The organism is Cobetia sp. QF-1 (assembly GCF_002213105.1).
Lineage (GTDB): Bacteria > Pseudomonadota > Gammaproteobacteria > Pseudomonadales > Halomonadaceae > Cobetia > Cobetia crustatorum.
In genome coordinates, this window is the sequence record NZ_NBVS01000001.1 from 356538 (window position 1) to 378775 (window position 22238).

Annotated in this window: 18 protein-coding genes; 3 read left to right on the forward strand and 15 right to left on the reverse strand. The window is 57.6% G+C overall.

Features of this window, described 5'->3' with window-relative positions; genetic code table 11:
* Positions 1–31: 31 nt before the first annotated feature.
* The 4 genes from mazG to cysM are packed head-to-tail and all read right to left on the reverse strand — an operon-like array spanning position 32 to position 5665.
* On the reverse strand, positions 32–964 hold the full coding sequence (mazG, locus tag CFN46_RS01590; protein WP_088742524.1) for a nucleoside triphosphate pyrophosphohydrolase: 933 nt from the start codon (positions 962–964) through the stop codon (positions 32–34).
* Positions 961–3225 (reverse strand): GTP diphosphokinase, encoded by a 2265-nt coding sequence (gene relA, locus CFN46_RS01595; RefSeq protein ID WP_088742525.1) that lies wholly within the window; start codon positions 3223–3225, stop codon positions 961–963. The genes mazG and relA overlap by 4 nt, the downstream gene beginning before the upstream one ends.
* 56 nt (positions 3226–3281) lie before the next feature.
* Positions 3282–4685, reverse strand: a complete 1404-nt coding sequence (locus CFN46_RS01600) for an RsmD family RNA methyltransferase (RefSeq protein ID WP_088742526.1) — start codon at positions 4683–4685, stop codon at positions 3282–3284.
* Positions 4685–5665, reverse strand: a complete 981-nt coding sequence (gene cysM, locus CFN46_RS01605) for a cysteine synthase CysM (protein ID WP_088742687.1) — start codon at positions 5663–5665, stop codon at positions 4685–4687. Before cysM ends, CFN46_RS01600 begins: the two co-directional genes overlap by 1 nt.
* A 332-nt stretch (positions 5666–5997) precedes the next feature.
* Between cysM and CFN46_RS01610 the strand changes: the two genes are divergently transcribed.
* Positions 5998–8979: an ATP-binding protein gene (locus CFN46_RS01610; protein ID WP_088742527.1), complete on the forward strand. Its 2982-nt coding sequence runs from the start codon at positions 5998–6000 to the stop codon at positions 8977–8979.
* A 110-nt stretch (positions 8980–9089) separates the two neighbouring features.
* Here the strand turns inward: CFN46_RS01610 and acpS are convergent, their stop codons facing one another.
* The 9 genes from acpS to CFN46_RS01655 form a co-directional block, all read right to left on the reverse strand.
* Positions 9090–9467, reverse strand: a complete 378-nt coding sequence (gene acpS / locus CFN46_RS01615; RefSeq protein WP_024952579.1) for a holo-ACP synthase — start codon at positions 9465–9467, stop codon at positions 9090–9092.
* Entirely contained in the window at positions 9464–10285 is an 822-nt protein-coding gene (gene pdxJ, locus CFN46_RS01620) for a pyridoxine 5'-phosphate synthase (RefSeq protein WP_088742528.1), read from the reverse strand. The genes acpS and pdxJ overlap by 4 nt, the downstream gene beginning before the upstream one ends.
* Before the next feature lie 103 nt (positions 10286–10388).
* The gene (gene recO / locus CFN46_RS01625; RefSeq protein ID WP_024952577.1) at positions 10389–11105 is read right to left on the reverse strand and encodes a DNA repair protein RecO; all 717 of its coding nucleotides are present in this window, start codon (positions 11103–11105) and stop codon (positions 10389–10391) included.
* A 140-nt stretch (positions 11106–11245) separates the two neighbouring features.
* On the reverse strand, positions 11246–12151 hold the full coding sequence (era, locus tag CFN46_RS01630; protein WP_254918390.1) for a GTPase Era: 906 nt from the start codon (positions 12149–12151) through the stop codon (positions 11246–11248).
* 224 nt (positions 12152–12375) lie between these two features.
* Positions 12376–13068: a ribonuclease III gene (gene rnc / locus CFN46_RS01635; RefSeq protein ID WP_024952575.1), complete on the reverse strand. Its 693-nt coding sequence runs from the start codon at positions 13066–13068 to the stop codon at positions 12376–12378.
* A 332-nt stretch (positions 13069–13400) separates the two neighbouring features.
* Positions 13401–14204 carry a signal peptidase I gene (gene lepB / locus CFN46_RS01640; protein WP_088742529.1) on the reverse strand — a complete coding sequence of 268 codons (804 nt, stop codon included), beginning with the start codon at positions 14202–14204 and terminating at the stop codon, positions 13401–13403.
* 57 nt (positions 14205–14261) lie between these two features.
* Complete coding sequence (gene lepA / locus CFN46_RS01645) at positions 14262–16082, reverse strand: translation elongation factor 4 (protein ID WP_088742530.1); 1821 nt, start codon at positions 16080–16082, stop codon at positions 14262–14264.
* 199 nt (positions 16083–16281) lie between these two features.
* Complete coding sequence (locus tag CFN46_RS01650; protein WP_281284645.1) at positions 16282–17676, reverse strand: DegQ family serine endoprotease; 1395 nt, start codon at positions 17674–17676, stop codon at positions 16282–16284.
* A gap of 245 nt (positions 17677–17921) precedes the next feature.
* The gene (locus tag CFN46_RS01655; RefSeq protein WP_024952572.1) at positions 17922–18392 is read right to left on the reverse strand and encodes a SoxR reducing system RseC family protein; all 471 of its coding nucleotides are present in this window, start codon (positions 18390–18392) and stop codon (positions 17922–17924) included.
* Between the two features lie 150 nt (positions 18393–18542).
* Here CFN46_RS01655 and CFN46_RS01660 point away from each other — a divergent pair, with 150 nt between their 5' ends.
* Positions 18543–18788, forward strand: coding sequence for a VF530 family DNA-binding protein (locus CFN46_RS01660; RefSeq protein WP_024952571.1), 246 nt, complete (start codon positions 18543–18545; stop codon positions 18786–18788).
* 135 nt (positions 18789–18923) lie between these two features.
* Here CFN46_RS01660 and CFN46_RS01665 read toward each other — a convergent pair whose 3' ends face one another.
* Both CFN46_RS01665 and rpoE read right to left on the reverse strand, forming a co-directional pair.
* Positions 18924–19661 carry a sigma-E factor negative regulatory protein gene (locus CFN46_RS01665; protein ID WP_084488101.1) on the reverse strand — a complete coding sequence of 246 codons (738 nt, stop codon included), beginning with the start codon at positions 19659–19661 and terminating at the stop codon, positions 18924–18926.
* A gap of 322 nt (positions 19662–19983) precedes the next feature.
* Positions 19984–20586 (reverse strand): RNA polymerase sigma factor RpoE, encoded by a 603-nt coding sequence (gene rpoE / locus CFN46_RS01670; RefSeq protein WP_088742531.1) that lies wholly within the window; start codon positions 20584–20586, stop codon positions 19984–19986.
* A gap of 530 nt (positions 20587–21116) precedes the next feature.
* Here rpoE and CFN46_RS01675 point away from each other — a divergent pair.
* Positions 21117–22208, forward strand: a complete 1092-nt coding sequence (locus CFN46_RS01675) for a 3-deoxy-7-phosphoheptulonate synthase (RefSeq protein ID WP_024952569.1) — start codon at positions 21117–21119, stop codon at positions 22206–22208.
* Positions 22209–22238: the final 30 nt, after the last annotated feature.

The window sequence follows — 22238 nt, forward strand, 5'->3', positions numbered from 1 at the left end:
CAATCCGACCATCGCGTAAATTTACTACATTTCAGCTACGCGCCTCACGTTGCTTGGCAGCCTCCCAGTGGAGGTCCATTTCAGCCAGTGTCGTCTGCTGGAGGGAGCCCCCTTGGGCTGCAATTGCGGCTTCCACATGACGAAAACGTGATTCGAAGCGGGCGTTAGTGCCTCGTAACACCTGCTCAGGGTCCGCCTTGAGCGTGCGTGCGAGATTGACAACCGCAAACAACAGATCGCCCACCTCTTCACGCGCATGAGCTTCATCACCTTCGTCCAGCGCCTCTTCCACCTCCCCCAGCTCTTCACGAATCTTGGCCAGCACACCACTGACATCGGGCCAGTCAAAGCCAGACCGCGAGGCCTTTTTCGATAATTTCATCGCACGCGTCAACGCCGGCAGCCCGAGTGGCACGCCATCCAGCACGCTAGCGTCGTCACGCGAACCCTCAACAGCTGAACGCTCAAGAGCGGGAGACTCAGATGTTGCAGGCTTTTCCTGCTGTTTTATCTGCTCCCAACGCGTATTGACAGCACGCTCATCCACTTCGTGAGGCAGCACGCCTTCACGTCGTGACAACAGCGTGCCATCAGGAAAGACATGCGGATGACGCCGCAACATCTTGGTCGTCAGCACATGAATGACATCATGGAAATCGAAACGCTGCTGCTCACGGGCAATCTGTGCGTAGAACACACCCTGAAACAGCAGGTCACCTAACTCGGCCGGCAGCTCAGACAGCACCTCATCCCGATTCTCGGTAGCGTACGCCGCTCGCTCGATGACATCAGCGACCTCATATGCCTCCTCCAAGGTATGCGGTACCAGACTTGCGTAGTCTTGACTGAGATCCCACGGACAGCCGTACTGCGGATCACGCAGTACGGACATCAGCGTCAGCAGGTCATCGAGGCTGTAGCGCGCATCGTTACACTTGAGGCCATCATGTGCCGCCGACGTCATTTCTTGCCACCCCCGACACGCAGACGTTTGACGTCGATGATATTGGGTAGCTGTTGAATACGCGCGAACACACGCCCGAGGACGTCCAGATTTTCGACTTCCAGCGTAATCTTCAGCGTTGCAATATTATCGAGCTGATCAGTACGGGTGTTCACTGACAGTACATTGACCTTGTCACCGCTCAAGACATTGGTGACATCGCGCAGCAGCCCAGAGCGATCCCAGGCTTGAATCTCGATATCTACCGGATACTGGCTACACGAGCGCTGCCCCCACTCAACATCGACGATGCGACGCGGCTCATCGGAGCGCAACTGAATCAGGTTCGGGCAATCCTGACGGTGCACCGTGACCCCGCGCCCCTGAGTGATGAAGCCCGCGATCTGATCACCCGGCACCGGATGACAGCAATTGGCCATGGTAGTCTTGAGGTTACCCACCCCCAGCACCATCACCGTGTCAGGCTTCTCCTTACCTTGCGGCTTGCGCTGACGCAGCAGGCGTTCGAGCTGCTCTTGATCGTCGGTATCCCCGAACAGCTGCTGAGCTTGATGCAACACCTGGCCTACACGTAAATCACCCGCACCAATCGCGGCATACATGTCGTCACGCGTCGGGTAATTGACGGCCTTGGCCAACTTGTCGCGATCGAGGTTCTCAAGCGCCAACCGCGAGAATTCCTTCTCAAGCAGACCCCGCCCCTCATCGACATTCTGGTCACGCGCCTGCAGCTTGAACCAGGCCTGAATCTTGGCGCGCCCCCGCGAAGTGCGCACATAGCCCAGGTTTGGATTCAGCCAATCGCGACTCGGACCGCCCTTGGTGGCCGTTAGAATCTCGACCTGCTGACCGGTCTTGAGCTTGTAGGTCAGTGGCACGATGCGCCCATTGACCTTGGCACCACGGCAGCGATGCCCTACCTCAGTGTGCACGCGGTAGGCGAAATCGATCGGCGTTGCGACCTTGGGCAAGTCGATGACGTGCCCTTCAGGCGTGAATACGTAGATGCGATCAGGCGCGACGTCGGAGCTAAGCCCTTCGCGAATCGCCTCCTGGCCGCCGTTCTCACCCACCTCGTCTTGCCATTCAAGTACTTGACGCAGCCAGGCAATCTTGTCTTCGTAGCTGCGGCTCTTATGGCCAACATCATGGCCCTTGTAGCGCCAGTGGGCACAGACACCCAGCTCCGCCTCTTCGTGCATGTCGAAGGTACGAATCTGAATCTCGATGACCTTGTTGCCAGGCCCAACCACTGCGGTATGCAACGATTGATAGCCATTCTTCTTGGGATTGGCGATGTAATCATCAAACTCGTGCGGCACGTGATGCCAACGCGAATGCACGATGCCAAGCGCCGTATAGCAGTCACTGACCGTGCCGACCAGAATACGAACTGCACGTACGTCATAAACCTGGGAGAAGTCGATGCGCTTGCGCTTCATCTTCCGCCAGATGGAATAGATATGCTTGGCGCGCCCGGCAACATCGAAGTGACGTATGCCCTGCTCGCTCATCAGGCCACGCAGGTCTACCAACAAGTCAGCGATATAGTGCTCACGCTCAAGGCGTTTCTCTGACAGCTGTTTGGCGATGGTCTTGTATTCATCTTCCTCGCGATAGCGGAAGGACAGATCCTCCAGCTCCCACTTGAGCTGGCCAATGCCAAGGCGATGGGCGAGAGGGCCGTAGATATCGAAGACTTCACCGGCAACGCGCATGCGCTTCTCGCGCGGGGCGTCCTTGACCTGACGCAATGCGACGGTGCGCTCGGCGATCTTGATCAGCGCAATACGCACATCATCGATCATCGAGACCAACATCTTGCGCAGATTGTCCTGCTGATCGTGCTGAACCATTCCATGGCTCGGGGCCTGCAGCTGGCTGATCGCGGCCATGTTGAGCACGCCATCAATCAGACGCGCGACTTCCGCGCCAAAGTGCTTGTCGATAGCCTCAAGACCCAGGTGGCCCTCACGCACAGCGCGATAAAGCACCGCAGCCACTAGCGCAGGTTGATCCAGCTTCAGCTCCGAGAGGATATCGGCCATCTCGAGACTGAACCGGAAACTGACCAACGGCTCGCGCCAGGGCTTATCACCGCGAGCGTCTGCCTCACGCGCCACCTTGAGCGCCACTGCGCAGGCCTGCGTCATGACATCGGCATTCACCGACGGGACTTCCTCACGCAAACGCGTGACCCACATTGGGATGTCCACACCACCGCTATCGGTCAGCGGCTGATCTTCGCGCACCTTGACCATGACCCTATGTCCTTGAATATCTTGCTATCTTGATGACAGAGCCTCGCGGCCTTGCCTCAGTCTGCCGCCCGCTCCAGCAGCAGCATCGATTCCAGATGTGCGGTGTGTACAAACATGTCTGCCATCAGGGCGCGCGTGACGCGGTAGCCAGCATCCTGAAGCAATCGTGCATCACGCATCAGGGTGGTTGGATCACAGGCAATATAAAGCACGCGTGCTGGTGCACGATTGACCTTCCCTGCATGCAGATGACGTGCCAGCTCCTCGCAGAGAGGCTGAGCGCCATCGCGCGGCGGGTCTAGTACCAGAAGGTCGATACCTTCGAGTGACGGTAGCGAGCGGCTAAGATCGGCACGCCGCGCGCTGACCTGATCAAGCCCATTGGCATGTGCATTGGCGATCAGCTGATCCACCATCCCTTGGCTGCCTTCGATACCGGTAACTTGCTTGGCACCTGCGGCAGCGGCGGCCAATGTCAGGTTACCGACGCCAGCGTAAAGATCCATCACGTTCAGGCCCGTCACATCGCCCAGCCATTCAAACGCCGTGTCGATCAGACGCTGATTGAGGGGAGCATTGACTTGTACGAAGTCGCCCGGTGAGAAAGCAAGACGCAGTGATGTTTCACCCACCGTCAGCGAATAGGCAGCATCTGGCGTACCCGCCAGCCACTCCATGACGACAGGATCACTTCCCACCCGCCAGCCGAAGACCAGACCATGCGCCTGGGCAAAGGCTTGCCAGCGCTCCGCATCGCGCGGCACGGCCTTCATCTGGCGCACAATGACGATGACCTGATCATCCGTTGCCAGCAGCTCAAGATGTCCCAGCCGCTTGGGAGCTTCAAGTGTGTTGATCAGCTCACGCAGAGGGGCAATGAGATTCGCAAGCGCCGGTACCAGCACACTACACGTCTGGATATCGACCAGCTTGTTGTTGCCGCGACTCCGGAAGCCCAACTGAATCTCGCCAGCATCCGTCACTCGTACACCGATGCGCGCACGACGACGATAACGGTTCTCGTCTTCACCCAGCGACTGAATGTCAGGCAGATCCACGCCATTGCGAGTGGCATGTTCGCTCAGTACATGCACCTTATGAGTGCGCTGCGAGGCCAGTGTCATATGCTGAAGCTCACACCCCCCACAGATACCGAAATACTCACACGGCGGCGTGACGCGATTTTCTGCGGCGTTGTCACGTGTGCGCACATGCGCCTCATCGAAGCGCTTGTGGTTACGGTGGATCGCGAGCGTGACACGCTCGCCAGGCAACGCACGATCGATGAACTGGGTCTTGCCAGTCGCATCGTGGGCGATGCCACGGCCATCGTGAGCCAGGCGAACGACGGTCAGCCATTGACTATCCGCATCATCGACATCGCGTGTATCGCGACTGGCCACTTCCTTCTCGCGACGGGTCGGCTTGCGTGCCGGGCGTTTCTGTCCGAGCAGGGCCATCAGGAAGACTCTCCTGTTGTCATACTGGTCTTGTCAGTGCTCGTGTCAGTAACATCGTTCATATAAAGGCCTGTCGAGAGATAACGGTCGCCACGATCACAGACGATGAACACGATAACGGCGTTCTCGACCTGTTCGGCAACCTTGAGTGCGCCTGCAAGTGCGCCGCCGGAAGAAACACCGGCAAGGATGCCTTCTTCACGCGCTAATCGCCGCATGCAGACTTCAGCCTCGTGCTGTTCGATATCCAACGTGCGATCAATGCGCGTGGCATCGAAGATGCGCGGCATATATTCAGTGGGCCAGCGACGAATGCCCGCAATGCTCGCGCCATCTGCAGGTTGTAGGCCGACAATCTCGATCTCGGAATTACACTCCTTCAAATAACGCGAAGTGCCCATGATCGTGCCTGTCGTACCCATGGAAGACACAAAGTGCGTGATGCGCCCATGGGTCTGTTGCCATAGCTCAGGGCCGGTGGTGCGATAATGCGCCAGCGGATTGTCTTCATTGGCAAATTGATCCAACGCCTTGGCCTCGCCACGCGCGATCATTGCTTCGGCGAGATCACGGGCGTGCTCCATGTTGTCGGCTTCAATCAACGTTGCGCCGTAAGCTCCCATGGCCTGCTTGCGTTCGGGAGAGGCACTGGCCGGCATGATCAAGGTCATGTGATACCCCTTGATGGCCGCCGTCATGGCGAGCGCAATACCGGTATTACCGGAGGTCGCTTCGACCAGGATATCACCCGGCGTGATGTCGCCACGTGCTTCGGCTTCTGTGAACATGGAAAGCGCCGGACGATCCTTCACGGAGCCAGCCGGATTGTGACCTTCGAGCTTGGCTAGCAATACGTTATTGCGGCCTGCCGAGATCCGCGTCAGGCGGACCAGTGGCGTATTGCCGACAATCTCGGCAAGGCTGGGAAACTCTGCAACGGGAGACGCGGCGGACCCAGTGGATTCGCGGAAATGAGACATGAGGGGCAGACTCCAAAGACGCTGCGTCCGGACAGTCAGATAACAGCGAGTCAGGCCGCTGACATCATGACTATTGACGACCGGGGGGCCGCGTCGGGATGTAGATGATGCGCGCAGTATATCGCTCCCGCTCACCCCTGTCAGGGCGGTGACCATCGCATCGCTCAAGTCCGGAGGGTATGCTGGGCCGATCATGATCGTCGGCAGTGCCAACCACTGGCTGACGTGGTTTTTCCTCTTGCGGCGCGCGCCGTTTTCGTACGGTCTCCGTCATCGTTCATCATTATCCAGCAGGCCGATCTCGACTGCCTGCCCTGTCACGATGGATTGCCATGCTGCTTAGAACCCGATTTCAGCTTGCTCTGCTTCTACTGCCCCTCGCCACGAGCCTGTTGTTCAGTCTGTATGTGGTCGACCGCGAGACCAGCCGTGAGCGAATCGCCATGATGGAGCGCCTTCAGGCCAGCATGCAGGCGATAATGCCGGGACTGGCCAACGCCGCCCTGGATGCTGATGACCAGCGCTTGCACGAACAGGCTCAGATGTTGATCGACCAACGGGATGTGCGCGGGCTCAGCTTGCGTACCTCAAGCGGCGGCACTCTTTTGCACCTCGGCCCGAGTCAGCGTCCGGACACCAAGACCATGCTGGAGAGCGATGCCTATCCCGCATCGCAGACAGCACTGGTACTAGTGATGCCGGTGATCGACCCATGGCGCGAATCCAGGCGCGGCGAGCAGATGTCATGGCTGGTGCTGGAGGCCTCCGATACGCGCCTCGTACTGCATCGTTATCAGCTGCTGGTCGGCTACGGATTGGCGAACCTGGTGTTCGGGCTTGGGCTACTGCTGTTTGCCTACCATGCATCGCGCAAGATGCTGCTACCCCTACATGACATCAGCGAGGCCATGACACGACTGGCACGCGGTGAGACGCACCAACACCTGCCCATACACGGCAATGACGACATGAGCGAGCTAGCCGAGCATTACAACCTGAGTGTTGATCAGCTCAAGCGCGCTCGAGAAGATATGCAGGACCAGATTGAGCAGACGACGCTAGACCTGCACGAATCCATGGAAACGGTCGAGATCAAGAATATCGAGCTGGACATGGCGCGACGCAAAGCACTGGAAGCCAACCGTATCAAGTCAGAGTTTCTGGCCAACATGAGCCATGAAATCCGTACGCCGCTCAACGGCATCATCGGCTTCAGCAACTTGCTAGGGCGTAGTGATCTCGATAATCGCCAACGCGATTGGCTGGGGCACATGCAAAATGCGTCTACGTCGTTGATGTCACTGATCAATGACATTCTCGATTTTTCCAAGATCGAAGCAGGCAAACTTAAGCTCGAAAAGGTCCAGATGGATATCGAGCCACTGATCGAGGAAGTGCTGGCGATGCACGCCCCCGAGGCACATCGCAAAAATCTGCACCTGTTGGGCCTAGTCTATGACGATGTTCCCCAGCGCTTCGAAGGCGACCCACTGCGCATCAAGCAGGTGGTCACCAATCTCGTCGCCAATGCGGTCAAGTTCACCGAGCGCGGTGAGGTCATCGTGCGCGTGATGGTCGATGATTTATCTGGCAGCAGCACACGACTCAAGATTGCCGTCGCTGACACCGGCATCGGCATGGATGGCGCTCAGCGTAATCGCCTATTCCAGGCATTCTCTCAAGGTGATCCGTCACGCGCGCGTCAGTTTGGCGGTACCGGGCTGGGACTGATGATATCCAAGCGCCTGGTCGAGCAGATGGGCGGCGAAATCCAGGTAGAAAGCCTGCCGGGGCACGGCTCCACCTTCCTGTTCAGCGTTCCTGTCGCCATCAGCAGCATTGAAGAGCGTCCACGTGAGGTGGTGTTCGATCATCAGCGCATCTGCCTGATTGAGCCTCACTCAGCGACACGCAGGGCGCTCAGTTACCTGTTGACACGCTGGTCATTGGAACTGGTCGGTATCGACGAGCAGCCAGACCTCGTCGTCGTCGCACTGGAAAGCAGTGACCTCAAGCGTCTTGATGAGTGGGGGCAGCGACTCAAGCATCTACCCTGTCGCGTATTGGGCCTACTTAATGCTCCGCTACCGGCCAATGCCGAGAACCTGCAGCATTACGGCATCGACGAAATCGTCAGCAAACCCGTCACTCGACTTCAGATGCGTCATAAGCTAGCCAATCTATTGCATTCGCCTAGGCGTGACTCATCCAGCCTACAGGATGCCTCGCCATTCATACCGCTGGGCAATGCCTCATCCTCAGCACGCCTGCCCTCGAGCATCATGCAACCTGCAGCAGACATGACAACAGCGGGCATGGCGCCTGAGCCAACGCGAAGCACGTCACTCAGTGCCCATTCAGCAGGCACGGCTAGTGCCTCCGTGCAGCAGCCTGCCTCACCATTGCCGCGTAAGTGCGTCATGGTGGTCGACGACAATCCTTCCAATCGCCTGCTGGCAGAGGAGCTGCTCACCGACATGGGTCTGGATACCCTCGCGGCTCAAAGCGGCGAAGAGGCGTTGGCCCTTGCCCAGCAACAGCCACTGGACGCCGTATTGATGGATATCCAAATGCCAGGCATGAATGGATTGGAAGCCACTCATGCATTGCGCCATCTGCGTCGCGAAGGACATGGCCATCTGCCGGTCATTGCACTGACAGCACATGCGCTAGCACATGAGCGCCGTGAGCTGCTGGCAGAAGGCATGGACGATTACCTCATCAAGCCAATTGATGAGGGCCTGCTCGCCAACATGCTGAGTCGTCATCTGGGTATTACGCTGAGTCCTCCCCCGACAGCTAGCCATTATCGTGGCTACTCGTCCTCTACCTACCGCTCTGCACCAGCTCCCACGGTGGCGGCTACCGTGGTGGCACCAGCGGCGATAGAGCAGGATGCAGAACTCCCTGTGGTCGACATGTCACTGGGCATTGAAATGGCCGGTGGCCGAGAGGCACTCGCGCTGGAAATGCTGGGACTATTGATTCAGAGCCTGCCAGACAGCGAAGCGCGCATCCGCAATGCCTGGGAAAGCCGTGATAACGACGCCATGGTGGAGGGTGTGCACTACTTGAACGGCGCCTGTCGTTACTGTGGCGTGCCGCGCCTTGCCTTGTTGGTCGAGGCACTTGAAACGCGCATTCGCGTCAGCGGACTCTCCCAGCTGGAAAGCGATGTCGATGCACTGTTTGCCGCCATCGCGAGCCTCGAGGTTTGGGCCGAGACAGCCGAGGGCCAGACACTACTGGCCACACCTGACAATGCGGTCGTTCCCTCTGCCGAGGCCGCCCCTTCTGGAGCCCCCCCCTTCTGACGAATAGTCTCAGGCATAACCGTGCCATGGCCTCAGAGGCCATAAACGACAACGCCACCCGATGCCGTAAGGCGGGGTGGCGTTGTCGTTTTCATGCTACCGCTATATCACTATCGTTCCAGCACGACAAAAGCGATGGCTTGATCACGCTCGTCACTGATCGAGAGGTGCAAATGACGAATGCCGGCACGTGCCGTCAGCGTTTCGGCTTCATCAGAGAGCAGAAATGACGGCTTGCCCAGCGCATCATTGACTACCTGAATCTGGGTAAAGCGCATGCCCTGACGCAATCCAGTGCCTAGCGCCTTGACAAAGGCCTCCTTGGCCGCAAAACGCTTGGCCAGAAACGCCGCCGGCTGCGAATGCCCGACAAAGCGCTCAAGCTCTTCAGCGCCGAGCAGGCGGAGGGCAAAGCGCTCGCCATGTCGTGCCATGGCCACTTCGAAGCGTTCGATTCGCGCTATGTCCGTGCCTATACCAACAATCATCCGCAGCAGCCCGAGCCCTGTACATGCTCATGATCATCTTCTTCATGATCGTGGTCATGTGCATCCAATGCGGCCATCAATCCCGCTTCCTGACCAGCAATGCACAGGCGCTTCATCTCGACGACGGCATCCTTCAGGCCCACGAACATGGCGCGTGCGATGATCGCATGGCCAATATTCAGTTCGTTGAGTCCGGAGATACCGGCAATCGCCTCGACGTTGTGATAGTTGAGGCCATGGCCGGCATTGACGATCAGCCCCAGCTCGCTGGCCAGTTCTGCGGCAGCGGCGATACGCTCGAATTCAATACGCGCGGCTTCGCCACTGGCATCCGCATAGGCGCCGGTATGCAGCTCGATGACCGGAGCACCCGCCTCGAACGCCGCACGAATCTGCGCGGGTTCAGGATCGATGAACAACGAGGCTTCACAGCCCGCTGCCGCCAGACGCTCACAGGCAGCACTGATACGCGCCAGATCACCCGCGACATCCAGTCCGCCTTCGGTGGTCAACTCTTCACGCTTTTCCGGCACCAGGCACACATTGGCCGGACGCACGTCTTCCGCCAGTGCCAGCATCTCTTCACTGACGGCCATCTCAAGATTCATACGCGTGTTGAGCACCTCAGTGAGGATACGCACATCACGCTCTTGAATATGACGACGGTCTTCACGCAGGTGAACGGTAATTCCGTCAGCACCGGCCTCTTCAGCCACCAGAGCAGCTTGCACGGGGTCGGGATAACGAGTACCACGGGCCTGACGCAAGGTGGCGATGTGGTCAATGTTGACCCCGAGCAGGATACGCAGCGGATGCATGGTCAGCTCCTTGAAATGGATGACACGAATATATTTTGTTACAAGATGACATCTTGTATGAAGTACAGACTAGCCGCACGTCTCATGACACAAGACTCATGACTCAAGCACCCTGACGGCTCTCACGACGCCTGGCCGTCAATTGCATCATCAGTTCACGCGAACGTAGCGGACGATTACCCAGCAATGGAGCAAGCGCGCGACGCGCCAACCACAGACTCTCACGCGCCAATCCGACATGCCCCCAGTCTTCACTGGCCAACAACTTGAGCGCACGCCCCTCGACACCGCGAGCACCCTCCGGCTGAGCACGAAACCGCCGCTCGCTGACCACATAGTCATAGCGCACATCGGGCGCCAGCATCTCGTCTTCCAACGTACGGAACTGTGGCAGCTGCTCAAGGGCTTCCAGCAGGCTGTATTCCAATCGCCGTAGCGCGGGAGCCCGCTTTGCCGGCAGTGCAATCTCGTCCAACGTCAACGAATAGAGCGCGAACAGCTGTGGTACCGGCATTTCTATCGGCAAGGTGCGTGTCAGTAACTCGTTGGCGTAGAAACCACATAGCAAGCCTTCGCCCGCCAAGAGACTGGCACTACCGCCGGTCTCCATCAGGTTGAGCGTCTTGAGATCACTCTCGCCTCGCCAGGTGACATGCAGAGGCGTGAACGGCTGTAGTCGCGAACGTGACTTGCTACCCGGGCGCTGTACGCCACGCGCAACAGCACGCACGCGACCATGCTCGAGCGTCAATAGCTCGATCATGGCACTGGTTTCGCGGTAGGGCTTGCGGTGCAACAGAAAGGCCGGTTGCGGCGTCATCAGGCAGAGCTCGCATCAGGCGCAGAAGACAGAAAGCCTTCTGCGCCGGTCGGTCATGATAAATCGTGCCACGCGGTGGATAGCCATCCATTGCACCAGAGCAGTGAGGCGCAGGCTGATCCGGCGTGATTCACGAACATTTAATCGTGATTGTAGCCAAGGCTCTTGAGAGCGCGCTCGTCATCGGACCAGCCGCGCTTAACCTTGACCCACAGGTTGAGCATGATCTTGGCATCGAAGGCACGCTCCATCTCGAGACGCGCTTCGCGACCGATATTCTTGATACGCTCGCCGTTCTCGCCGATCAGAATCTTTTTCTGGCCCTGACGCTCGACCATCATCAACGCACTGATGTGCAATGTGCCGCGCTGATCGGTCTTGAATTCCTCGATCTCGACGGTCATCTGGTACGGTAGCTCGTCGCCCAGCTGACGCATCACCTTCTCACGTACCAGCTCTGAGGCCAGGAAGCGCGAGCTCTTGTTGGTGATCTGGTCATCCGCGAACATGTGTTCGCCCTGCGGCAAATGCGCCATCACGTTTTCCAACAGCAGATCAATGTTGGTACCGTGCTTGGCTGACATCGGAATGATGGCGGTAAAATCACGACGTTCCTGCAGACTCTTCAGCCACGGGCCAAGAGTACTCTTGTCCTTGAGCCAATCGATCTTATTGACGACCAAGAAGACCGGTGCCTTCACGTTGGTCAGTTTCTCGAGAACGATCTGGTCTTCTTCCATCCAGCGCGTACGGTCGACGATAAAGACGACAGCGTCCACGTCACGCAGTGCCTGGGTGGCAGCCTGGTTCATGTAACGGTTGATCGCCTTGTTGCGATCGCGCTGCATGATGTGAATCCCGGGGGTGTCGACAAACACGCACTGTGTGCCACCTTCGGTGTGGATACCCATCACCTGGTGGCGTGTGGTCTGCGGACGACGTGAAGTGATCGACACCTTCTGACCCAGGATATGGTTCATCAGGGTCGATTTACCGACATTGGGGCGGCCGATGATAGCGACGAAGCCACAGCGGGTATCCGGCAGAGGCTGTTCTTCCAGGCTCGCTTCTACGACGTCATGTTCTACAGTGTCGTGCTCTGTCATATCAGCATCTTGAGCGCTGGTGTCTTGCACATCAGCAGCCTGCTGAGAGGCTTCGCCCGTATCAGCATCGATAGCATCAGTCGCACTGGCGACATCAGTAGTTTTAGCGACGTCAGCAGCGTCAGACGTGCCGCTCGAGGTGGAATCGTTTTCTGGGGTATGGCTCATGAGCGGGCTCCGCGGGCAGGTTCGAGCAGTTGCAGCGCGAACTCGGCCGCCTGCTGTTCAGCGTGACGACGGCTAGAGCCGACGCCGGTGGTATTAGTGTCGATCATCTCGACGTGGCAATCGACGCTGAAGGTCTGCGAATGTGCTTCGCCTTCGACGCTGGTCACCTCATAGCGCGGCAATGCCGCCTGGCGCGACTGTAGAAACTCCTGCAGACGCGTCTTGGGATCTTTTTGAGTGTCCTGAAGATTCAGTGCTTCAAGACGGCTGGCGTACCAGCGCAGTACGTGTTCACGCACGACGGCCATGCCAGCATCCAGATAGATGGCGCCAATCACGGCTTCTACGGCATCGGCGAGGATGGACTCACGGCGATGACCACCACTTTTCATCTCGCCGGACCCCAAGCGCAGGTTCTCACCCAGATTGAACTCACGGCCAAGCTCAGCCAGGGTCTGGCCCTTGACCAGCCGTGCGCGCAGGCGCGACAACTGGCCTTCACGGGCCTGGGGAAAGCGCAGAAACAACGCTTCGGCAATCAAGAAATTGACGATGGAATCGCCAAGAAATTCGAGTCGCTCGTTGTTCTGACCACCGTAGCTTCGATGTGTCAGTGCCAGCTCCAGCAGACTGGCATCACCAAAGGTATGGCCGATACGCTTTATAAAGGCATTCAGCGTGCTACTCACAGGTCTCCCTACTTTCTTTTATCGCTGACGCCCGTAGGCGTCCTGTCGAATGATGCACCCGTCATTTCTGCAGGTGCCTGTAGTCTTCGACATGCTGCGCGATGCCCGAAGCCAGCACGGCTTGAGGAATTGCCGGTTGCCACCATCCCAATCCGATGTTCGTCAGCTGCGATCTCCGCCAGCTTGTGGCTGCGGGTCCAACATGATGAACAGCAGGTTGACATGGCAGGCACGACGCATCGTCCCATGTCGAAATGATCAGCAGGCTGCTAAAAAAGCGACTCTGCCAAACACGAACGGGCCGCCTTGCGGCGGCCCGGTGAATGCACTGATCAATGAATCAGGCGTACCGAGGAAAAGTCAGGGAACCCGTCTTTCCAGTGCATCCATATCGCTACCGCCTTGCCAACGATGTTCTCTTCCGGGACAAAGCCCCAGTAACGACTGTCGTTGGAGTGATCGCGATTGTCACCCATCATGAAGTACATACCTTCCGGCACCCGAACTTCGCGTAACTGCGGGCCAGGGTCTCGAGGATTATTGTAGATTTGATGAGCGTGTTTCCCCAGTGTCTCGTCCAGCAAATTCTCGCCGGGCTGCTCACTGACATTACGCGCATTGATCGATTTACCCACGGACTTGCCGTTGACGTAGAGCTGCTTGCCCTCATAACGAACAGTATCGCCAGGCAACCCGACAACTCGCTTGATGAAATTGGTCGACGGGTCTTCCGGGAAGCGGAATACCATCACATCACCGCGCTCAGGCTCACCAACTTCCAACACCTTGGTATTGACGACCGGCAACCGCAGACCGTAGTCGTACTTGTTGACCAGAATGAAATCTCCGATCTTCAACGTCGGCAGCATCGAGCCCGAAGGAATCTGAAAGGGTTCATACGCAAAGGAGCGTACCACCAGTACCAGCAACAGTACCGGGAAGAACGACTTGGCGTAATCCACCGGCCAGGGGTCGCGCATCAACTTCTGACGCGACTCACCGTCCAGCTCACCTTCGATGGACGCTTCGGCGCTTGCGAGCCGAGCCTTACGCTTTCCACGCAGCGCTATCAGGTCCACCAACCAAACCGCGCCAGCCACCGCCACGGCAATCACCAATACTAGCGAGAAATCCATCGTCGTCCCTGTGTCTGCCTTGGGTCATGATGACAAGCCGCCAGTCGGCGGCCTACCTCAATCGTTCAATTTGAGCACAGCGAGGAAGGCGTCCTGAGGAATTTCCACTCGGCCGACCTGCTTCATGCGCTTCTTGCCCGCTTTCTGTTTCTCGAGCAGCTTCTTCTTGCGGCTGACATCGCCGCCATAACACTTGGCGGTCACGTTCTTGCGCAATGCCTTGACGGTAGAGCGCGCCACGACCTGACCACCGACAGCCGCCTGAATGGCAACGTCGAACATCTGACGTGGAATCAGATCCTTCATCTTCTCGACCAGCAGACGGCCACGGCCATGCGCATGATCACGGTGGATGATGGAAGCCAGTGCATCGACGCGGTCACCATTGATCAGCACATCAAGGCGCACCAGTTTGGCAGCCTCGAAACGGTCGAAACTGTAATCCAGTGACGCATAGCCCTTGGAGATCGACTTGAGGCGATCAAAGAAGTCCATCACGACTTCTGCCATCGGCAGCTCGTAGATCAGCTGAATCTGGCTGCCGAGGAACTGCATGTCGAGCTGAACACCACGACGAGAGACGCATTCGGTGATGACGTTACCGACGTATTCCTGTGGCACGAGGATGGTGGCGCGGCAAATAGGCTCACGCAGCTCATCGACGTTGGCCATGTCCGGCAGCTTCGAAGGATTGGAGACCGGTAGCACGTCACCGTTATTCATACGTACTTCGTAGATGACCGTTGGAGCGGTCGTCAGCAGGTCAAGACCGTATTCACGCTCCAGGCGCTCCTGAATGATCTCCATGTGCAACGTGCCCAGGAAACCGACGCGGAAGCCAAAGCCCAGTGCGTCGGAATTTTCCGGCTCGTAGTCCAGTGAAGCATCGTTGAGCGCCAGCTTTTGCAGCGCATCACGGAAATCTTCGAAATCATCGGAGCTGATCGGGAACATGCCCGCATAAACCTGCGGCTTGACCTTCAAGAAGCCCGGCAGACGTTCAACCTTGTCGGCCGTCTTGGTGTGCACGATGGTGTCACCCACCGGCGCGCCCATGATGTCCTTGATACCGGCGACGATGAAGCCCACCTCCCCCGCACGCAGGACACCCGTTTCCTTGCGCTTGGGCGTAAAGATGCCAATCGCGCCGGCTTCCCAATCGCGGCCGGTAGACTTCAGGCGAATCTTCTCGCCCTTCTTGAGGGTACCGTCGAAGAGACGCACCAACGAGACGACGCCGAGGTAGTTATCGAACCAGGAATCGATGATAAGCGCCTGCAGCGGCGCTTCCGGATCGCCCTTGGGCGGCGGAATATCACGCACCAGACGCTCAAGCAGTGCTTCCATGCCCATACCGGACTTGGCAGACACCTGGCAGGCATCCGTCGCGTCCAGACCAATGATCTCCTCGATTTCCTGAGAGACCTTGTCCGGGTCCGCCTGCGGCAGATCCATCTTGTTGAGCACCGGCAGGACTTCAAGCCCCTGTTCGATAGCCGTGTAGCAGTTGGCAACCGACTGAGCTTCAACACCCTGCCCGGCATCGACAACCAACAGAGCGCCTTCACAGGCATACAACGAGCGCGAGACTTCATACGAGAAGTCGACGTGTCCCGGAGTATCGATGAAGTTCAGTTGATAGGTATTGCCATCGTCGGCGTGGTAGTCGAGCGTTACCGACTGCGCCTTGATGGTGATGCCGCGCTCACGCTCGATATCCATCGTGTCAAGCACCTGCTCCTTGAGCTCACGGACGCTCAACCCTTCGCACAGCTGAATGATACGGTCAGCCAGCGTGGACTTGCCGTGATCGATGTGGGCGATGATTGAGAAATTGCGAATATGCTTCAAGGACGGCGGCGTTACGCGTTCGGTCATGGATCACTGCTCTGTATTTGTGCCCGCCTCCGTGAAAACACATGGCCATCACGGGAGACAACGGAAATCGAATTGCACGCATTGTACAGTCCGACTTGAGGCGATGATAGAAGGTGTTGCCTTTTGAGCCTTCTCCTATCCCGCCCCGCACTCGGGGCTGGCGCATGACAACAGACAGGGCATGATGATGGCGTCTGAATTACTTGCCAGCGTCCTTGCGCATGCGCAGCGCGACATAGAGCGGCCGACCATTACGCACCAGACGCAGAGAAACGGGTCGATCCGTCGGCAGCGCCGCAACGATATCACGCAAGTCTTTCACACTCGTCAGTGGCTTCTGGTTCAGCTCCACTAGCACATCACCTGCCGCGATACCGGCTTCGGCGGCAACGCCCTGCGGGTCTACCTCCATCACCCGCACCCCGTTATCAAGATTCAGCTCCTTCAAGGCAGCCTTGTCGAGGTCAGCGGCGGCGATACCCAAACCCTGCTTGTCATCACTTGCCTTGGTGACCTGATTCTTCTCGCTGCCCGGCCAATGGCCAACCTTGACGTCTAGCGTCTGGCTCTTGCCATCACGCAGCAGTGAGAGCTTCAGCGAGTCACCCGGCGAGCTGATACCGACCATGCGCGGCAGATTGGCAGAGCTCTCTACATCCTTGCCATCGACGGCCGTAATGATGTCACCGCTCTGGAGGCCTGACGCTGCAGCGGGCCCATCCGGGTCGAGATCTGCAATCAGCGCACCGCGAGCGCGATCCAGCCCGAACGACTCAGCGAGGTCCTTGGAGACTGGCTGAATGACTACACCCAGCCAACCGCGATCGACACGCCCGTTTGTCTTGAGCTTGTCAGCAACATCCATGGCGACATTGATGGGAATCGCGAAGCTCACGCCCATGAAGCCACCGGAGCGGGTATAGATCTGGGAGTTGATGCCCACCACTTTACCGTCGAGATTGAACAATGGCCCACCGGAGTTGCCCGGATTGATCGCCACGTCAGTCTGGATGAAGGGCACGTAGGCATCTGACGGCAAGGTACGGTCAATGGCACTGACGATGCCAGCTGTCACGGAGTGATCGAAGCCGAACGGTGAGCCAATCGCTGCGACCCATTCACCGACTTCCAGCGCACCACTGTCACCCAACGGCAGAGTCGGCAAGTCCTCAGCGCTGACCTTGAGCAACGCGACATCGGTCTTCTTGTCCTCGCCGACCACCTGCGCCTTCAGCTCGCGGCGATCATTCAGACGCACCATCACCTCATCGGCACCATCCACCACGTGCGCATTGGTCATGATGTAACCGTCATCGGAGATGATGAAGCCAGACCCGAGACTGGAACGCTTTTCGACGCCACCCTGCCCCTGACCGGGCACCTGGTCACCGAAGAAGCGCCGGAAGAACTCTGGCATTTCTTCGCCATTCGGCCCACGGAATACAGGGTTCGAGGCACGCTTGACCTCGGTAGTGGTCGCAATATTCACCACCGCCGGCGCAGAATCCTTGACCAATTGTGTGAAGTCGGGCAATTCGTTTGCCTGAACCATGGAAGTACCCATCAGGGCAGCCATGGCCAGTGCGGGTACCATCAGGCGGGAAAGGGATTTCATCAATGCGGCTCCTGGTACGTCCTGTCACTTGTTATGAGACGTGCTGGCACTTGTCATATAGCATGCTGACGCCGATGCTCTTGACTGCCGAGGCATCCTTCTCATTGACGTCGTCATGGCGTTGAAGTTCATCAATTGGCGCCGCGCTCAACGCAACCGCGAGTCGCAGAGAAGCGACATCCTGCAGCTGGGCGTTATATTCAAGCGCTTGAGTCGCTAACTGATCACACCGCCTTGATCGCGAGCGCATCGACTCCCAGTCGACGCAGCAACATGGGCCGATAAAGTGCTTGCTGATCAGGGCGTGCCGCATGCCAGCGCACCACCAGAAGCCCCGCCGTCAGTGATAACGCAAAGCCCAGCGGCACCGCTAGCGCACCAGTTCCTGCAAGCTGCTCCGCGACAATACCGCCCAGCATTCCACTGATCAGCGGCAGACCATAGAGCAGACCCGCACTACGCAAGAAGGCAGATTCATCGATGCCGATCACGACTCGTTCTCCTACCGCTGGCCAGGTTTCGCCATCAGGGACATGAATCAGCACACGATGTGGCTTACGCGTTGAGAACTGACTCAGCAGGCCACTGCCACAGCTACTACGCGCATTGCACGCGCCACAGGTCGAGCGGCGCTGGGTCTCGACCCACACCCCTTCCCGACCATGTCCCATGACCTGACCTTCTTCCTGCATCATCTTGCCGACTCCTGAAAATCTCGCCACGCATCGGCGGCACATACGGGTAGAATAGCGCTATTCAGGGGCACTCTTCACGCTGCGTCCTATGCGCACCTTTGGCACAACGTCTGAGAGTGATCCCTTTCGACTTCATCAGCAGGAGCTCTCATGAGCGAAGCACCGCCCTCCACCTCGCGTCTCGATCCACTCCATGGGGTCACCTTGAAGGCGCTGCTCACCTGGCTAGTTGATCATTACGGCTTCGAGACACTCGGCGAACTGATTCCCATCAATTGTTTCACCAGTGACCCAAGCATCAACTCTAGCCTCAAGTTTCTGCGCCGCACACCCTGGGCGCGCACCAAGGTAGAGACATTGTATATTCAGACTGCGGATCGCTATCTACACGACTGAAGCAACGCAAGCAGTCGACAGCGTGAAAAGACGCGCAAAAAAAGAGGGAGGCGCCTACTCAGGCGACTCCCTCTTTTCATGAGCAGATACAGGGCATTATTTCACCCATATCAAACTTTTTGTCAGCGTCATACGTTACTGAGCGACATCTTGCAGACTGATCCACTCGCTACGCTCCGGCACCGGGCCACGCGTGGAGTTCTTGCTCAGGTAGGCTTCAAGCAGACGTCGCTGGGCTAGATCCGCTGCCGCAACGTTACTGGAAGACAGACCGTTGGAAGACGTATTCTGACCTCCATAGCTCTCGCCTTGAGGCGCCATGAACATCGGCCTGGTATTCATTGGCGTCGCGCCTACCTGCATCAGGCCATTACCTGCTGCCGGCAACGACCACTGAGGCGCCTCAGTGGCTGTCGATGATTGATTCACTTGACGCAAGTTACCGCCGCTCTGAGTGCCTGGCACACCACTGGCAAGTTCTGCGCCGCCAGTAACGCTGGTCGGTACACCGCTTTCGCTGCCATTGAAGACCTGCACGCCAGTAATCACCATCACGGCCACGCCAGCGGCAATGGCTGCGGACCCAGCGAAGGAGAATAGGCTGCGGCGTTCTGCTACCGGCTCGACCGCCGGCGCTTCTCGAGACACCATCTCGACTTCAGCACTGACCGCCGCTGCGATATCCATGGTGAATACGCTTTCGCGTTCGCGGTGCATGGTACTGCGCGCCAGATGATAACGACGCCAGGTATCTGCAGTCTCAGGAGACTCATCGAGTCCCTTGAGGACACGACGCAGATCCAGCTCATCCCCCTCCGCATCCATTAGCGCGGAGAGCGACTCTTTCACGGATTCGGTAGTCTTCAGATTCATGCGTAAATACCCTCACACTCGTCAGGCTGATAAAAGATTCAACCTGCACTCCTGACAACAAATGGCGTCATTCACCATGACGGTTGGCGGCCCGCCAGAATAAACCGGCAATCTGCACACTATGATCACGTGCCGCACGGATCGTTCCACCATGCGTTCAGAAAACATTCACTTTTCAGCCACAAAATACCCAAGCCATTGTTTTTACTGACACTCATGTCGTAGATAACCGACAAAAAATATCGCAACGATATCTCACCACTCACCATCAATATTTGCCCGCCACAAAAGCAGTCAATTGCCACTTTTATCAGCAACAACACTAATCAGCGACAGCTGCGACTGACGCAGGGCTAACCAACCCCTGTATTGCCTTGTCGACCGCCTCGCGCGCGCGAAAGATACGCGAACGCACGGTGCCGACCGGACATTGCATGACCTCAGCAATGTCCTCATAGGACAATCCATCGAATTCACGCAGCGTAATCGCTGTGCGTAAATCCTCCGGCAGTTTTTCGATGGCGCCGAAAACCACCTTCTCAAGCTCATCACGCGCCATGGCAGCTTCTGGCGTCTCGATGTCCGAGAGCCGCCCGGACTGATCGATCATCTCGGCATCGCCGATATCCATGTCAGTCCCCGGCGGACGACGGCCGCGCGAGACCAGATGATTCTTGGCCGTATTGATGGCAATACGATACATCCAGGTATAGAAGGCACTTTCCGCACGAAAATTAGGTAACGCGCGATAGGCCTTGATAAAGGCTTCCTGAGCCACATCCTGCACTTCAGAATGATCGTGAACATAACGGCTGATCAAACCAAGAATCTTGTGCTGATATTTCCTGACCAGTAGATCGAAGGCGCGGTTATCCCCTTTCTGGGCACGCTCGACCAGCTGCTGATCTGTTTCATTGACACTCATTCACTCGCTCCCTCCGCGGGAGTGGAGGCACCGCTTGCGGACTCCACATCGGGAATCCCCGGGGCATCAGTACCTGATAGGAATTGCGACTTGCGCATGCGTTATCCGGCCCCTTTGAGGTTTATGCTGTTGGATACGCAGATCAGCGGACAGCCAAAACACTATCGGCGACCCGCTTACGCGACCAAAATCAACGCACAGTGTTCCTGTTTATCATTTGTACGGCAAGACACGTTGCGCTCAAAGCGACAGGTTTTACGTGTTGTTGCACATGCTGACTTTAATTGGCGACGCTGACACGTTTATTCGTAACGATTTCTTTACACGCCGTCGTATGGCTTGTCATTCAACCCTCTTTCTCAACACCCAATCACTTGACAGGTGATTAATATTAAGCAAAGGGCGCTGACAAGCAGGTAAGCAGCAGATAACATGGACTCATACACCGTGAACACATTAACGGCCGGTGCCAAGACGCCAGCCTGCTTCTGCGGTCACAACTGCAGATGAACAACGCTCAGGACACTGTCATGTCAGAACAACACGTCAATAACCTCAACGTCCTGTCCCAGGATGTACTGATCACCCCACAAGCGCTCAAGCAGGAAATCCCGCTGACCGAGAAGGCCGAAACCACCGTCATCGAAGGTCGCCGCACCATTCAGCGCATTCTCGACGGTGAAGACCCCCGCCTGCTGGTCGTCGTCGGCCCCTGCTCCATCCATGATCTCGACGCTGCGCGTGACTATGCACGCCGCCTCAAGGTGCTGGCCGAGGAAGTGAAAGATAGCCTCTATATCGTGATGCGCGTCTACTTCGAGAAACCACGTACCACCGTCGGCTGGAAAGGGCTGATCAACGATCCGCACCTCAATGATTCCTTTGAAATAGAAGAAGGCCTGCACATCGCGCGCGGCCTGCTGGTCGAGCTGACCGAGATGGGGCTGCCGCTGGCTACCGAAGCACTCGATCCAATTTCTCCGCAGTACATGCAAGATTGCATCAGCTGGTCTGCCATCGGCGCGCGTACGACCGAATCCCAGACTCACCGCGAGATGGCGTCTGGCCTATCATGTCCGGTCGGCTTCAAGAACGGTACCGACGGCTCTCTGGATGTCGCCGTCAACGCACTGCAGTCCGTGTCGCACGGCCACAACTTCCTCGGCATCAATCAGGCTGGTCAGGTTGCGATCATCCGTACCCGCGGCAATGCTTATGGTCATGTCGTGCTGCGAGGTGGTAACGGCAAGCCTAACTACGACAGCGTCAGCGTTGCACTGGCCGAGCAGGAGCTGACCAAGGCCGGCGTCGCTACCGCCAACCTGATGATCGATTGCTCGCACGCCAATTCCAACAAGGACCCGGGCCTACAGCCACTGGTACTGGAGAACGTCACCCAGCAAATTCTCGAGGGTAACCGCTCCATCATGGGCCTGATGGTTGAGTCCCATATCAACTGGGGCGCGCAGAAGATCAACGCCGACCGCAGCAAGATGGAATACGGCATTTCCATCACTGATGCCTGCATCGATTGGGCAACGACCGAGACGACCTTCAGAACCATGGATGCCAAGCTCAAGGACGTGCTGCGCACGCGCTTGGAACAAGCTGCCGATGCCTGATGACAGACACATGGCACCAGATGCTTGAAT

Bases quoted from the DNA above. Each gene is read 5' to 3' on its own strand.
- mazG (WP_088742524.1), bottom strand. From the start codon at position 964: ATGACGTCGGCGGCACATGATGGCCTCAAGTGTAACGATGCGCGCTAC.
- CFN46_RS01665 (WP_084488101.1), bottom strand. From the start codon at position 19,661: ATGAATCTGAAGACTACCGAATCCGTGAAAGAGTCGCTCTCCGCGCTA.
- CFN46_RS01660 (WP_024952571.1), top strand. From the start codon at position 18,543: ATGAGCGAAGCACCGCCCTCCACCTCGCGTCTCGATCCACTCCATGGG.
- CFN46_RS01675 (WP_024952569.1), top strand. From the start codon at position 21,117: ATGTCAGAACAACACGTCAATAACCTCAACGTCCTGTCCCAGGATGTA.
- CFN46_RS01650 (WP_281284645.1), bottom strand. From the start codon at position 17,676: ATGGTACCCGCACTGGCCATGGCTGCCCTGATGGGTACTTCCATGGTT.
- CFN46_RS01600 (WP_088742526.1), bottom strand. From the start codon at position 4,685: ATGGCCCTGCTCGGACAGAAACGCCCGGCACGCAAGCCGACCCGTCGC.
- relA (WP_088742525.1), bottom strand. From the start codon at position 3,225: ATGGTCAAGGTGCGCGAAGATCAGCCGCTGACCGATAGCGGTGGTGTG.
- pdxJ (WP_088742528.1), bottom strand. From the start codon at position 10,285: ATGCATCCGCTGCGTATCCTGCTCGGGGTCAACATTGACCACATCGCC.
- acpS (WP_024952579.1), bottom strand. From the start codon at position 9,467: ATGATTGTTGGTATAGGCACGGACATAGCGCGAATCGAACGCTTCGAA.
- lepB (WP_088742529.1), bottom strand. From the start codon at position 14,204: ATGGATTTCTCGCTAGTATTGGTGATTGCCGTGGCGGTGGCTGGCGCG.
- rpoE (WP_088742531.1), bottom strand. From the start codon at position 20,586: ATGAGTGTCAATGAAACAGATCAGCAGCTGGTCGAGCGTGCCCAGAAA.
- recO (WP_024952577.1), bottom strand. From the start codon at position 11,105: ATGACGCCGCAACCGGCCTTTCTGTTGCACCGCAAGCCCTACCGCGAA.
- CFN46_RS01610 (WP_088742527.1), top strand. From the start codon at position 5,998: ATGCTGCTTAGAACCCGATTTCAGCTTGCTCTGCTTCTACTGCCCCTC.
- lepA (WP_088742530.1), bottom strand. From the start codon at position 16,082: ATGACCGAACGCGTAACGCCGCCGTCCTTGAAGCATATTCGCAATTTC.
- CFN46_RS01655 (WP_024952572.1), bottom strand. From the start codon at position 18,392: ATGATGCAGGAAGAAGGTCAGGTCATGGGACATGGTCGGGAAGGGGTG.
- cysM (WP_088742687.1), bottom strand. From the start codon at position 5,665: ATGTCTCATTTCCGCGAATCCACTGGGTCCGCCGCGTCTCCCGTTGCA.